We start from the raw sequence: 1501 nt of genomic DNA, 5'->3' as shown, positions 1-1501 counted from the left end.
GGCAGCTTCCTTTTCCCGCACCCCCGCAAAAAGATGAACGGCCGCACGCAGGGCCGCCATCCCCATGAAGATTGCGACAAAGAGGAAAATCCAGCCTCGCGAGATGGGTAAGCTGGCCATCGAGCTTAACCAGACACGGTTCGCCGCCTCCCACGCCAGCCAACCGGAATAGCCGAAGAATAGAGCGCAGATGGCATTCCTCAGACTAATCAGCGCTCGCGGCGTCGAGGCTCGGGCCTCCCAGAGGTCCGCCGCGATATGTGCTTTGCGATGGACCGCCGCTGACGTCCCGGCGAACACGATCAGGATCAGCAGCGCCCGAGCCCCTTCCTCTCCCCAGGGAATGGAGTAGTTCGTGAGATATCGCAGCGCGAACTGTGCGAAAACCAGGAGACACAGGAAGACCATGAGGAGCAGCGCCAGTAATTCCTCGACGGACAGGCGCATCAGTGCGATGCGCATGTCCTCGTCGTCCGCCGCTGGGATAGACAAATCCGAACCGTCGAAGTCTGGTGTCATTCGACCGCTTGCAAGCTGTCGAATTGCTCAGGCGTCCATGTGGCGTCCGGGCCGTTGATCACCTTGGCGACAGCCTCCGCGAACGGGCGGCGATCGACCTCGTTCACGGCGATTCCCTCATCGCGGAACCAGCCGATCAGCGCCTGCTCCTGCTCGCGGATATCCAGGCTGCCCTTTGCGGTCGCCTCCCTGAACACCTCCTGGAAGATGGCCTTGTCTTCATCCGATAGTCGCGACCAAGCGGGACCGGATATGATGGCGAGCTGCGCGTCGACGATGTGACCGGTCAAGCTGATATCGGACTGGACCTCGTAGAACTTCATTGCCTGAATGGTGGGCAACGGGTTCTCCTGCGCATCGACGACACCCTGCTGCAGGGCAAGATAGACTTCAGCGAACGCGATCGGCGTTGGATTTGCGCCTACAGCGCTCGGGAACATCCTGAGAAGAGGAGCGTCCGGCACCCGGATCTTCATGCCCTCCATGTCGGCGGGCGACGTGACGGGGCGATTGGCTGTCACGTGGCGCTCGCCCGCATAGATGGTCGCCAGAGGCACATTGCCTGTCGCTTCCTGGTACCCATCTGCCATGTCATCGAAGAAATCACTCGTGGCATAAGCCTGCCAGTGGGCAAAATCCCGGAAGACAAACGGAGCGCTGGCCAGCGCGATCGGACCATAGCTACGACCCGCAAAAGCATTGCCGGTGTAGATCATGTCGACCGTGCCGAGGGCGAGACCTTCGTTCAATTCGGTTTCGCTGCCAAGCTGTGCACCCGGAAACACTTCAAGCATGTGCCGCCCGTTCGTCCGTTCGGCGATCTGCTCGGCGGCCCACATCGTCCATTTGTGATGCGAATGCGTGTCCGGCAAAATGTGTGCGAACACGAAGTCATCGGCTCGCGCCGTTCCGGCGAACGCGATTACGGCCACGGCGAGTGCGGTGACGATCTTCCCCATTTTTCCCTCCCCTTCTTATGTTC

At 60.6% G+C, this 1501-nt stretch carries 2 protein-coding genes; both read right to left on the bottom strand.

The annotated features are described in order from the left end of the window. On the bottom strand, positions 1–519 hold a 519-nt coding region (locus tag WA989_RS11540; protein WP_424340649.1), incomplete at its 3' end, for a TRAP transporter small permease. Then, positions 516–1478 carry a sialic acid TRAP transporter substrate-binding protein SiaP gene (locus WA989_RS11535; RefSeq protein WP_424340648.1) on the bottom strand — a complete coding sequence of 321 codons (963 nt, stop codon included), beginning with the start codon at positions 1476–1478 and terminating at the stop codon, positions 516–518. The genes WA989_RS11540 and WA989_RS11535, both read right to left, overlap by 4 nt. Positions 1479–1501: the final 23 nt, after the last annotated feature.

Origin of the sequence: Henriciella sp., assembly GCF_049649345.1 — a bacterium.
Taxonomy (GTDB): Bacteria; Pseudomonadota; Alphaproteobacteria; order Caulobacterales; family Hyphomonadaceae; genus Henriciella.
Note: the sequence above shows the minus strand (reverse complement) of the source record. Positions and strands in the feature narration are given on the sequence as shown.

Bases quoted from the DNA above. Each gene is read 5' to 3' on its own strand.
- WA989_RS11535 (WP_424340648.1), bottom strand. From the start codon at position 1,478: ATGGGGAAGATCGTCACCGCACTCGCCGTGGCCGTAATCGCGTTCGCC.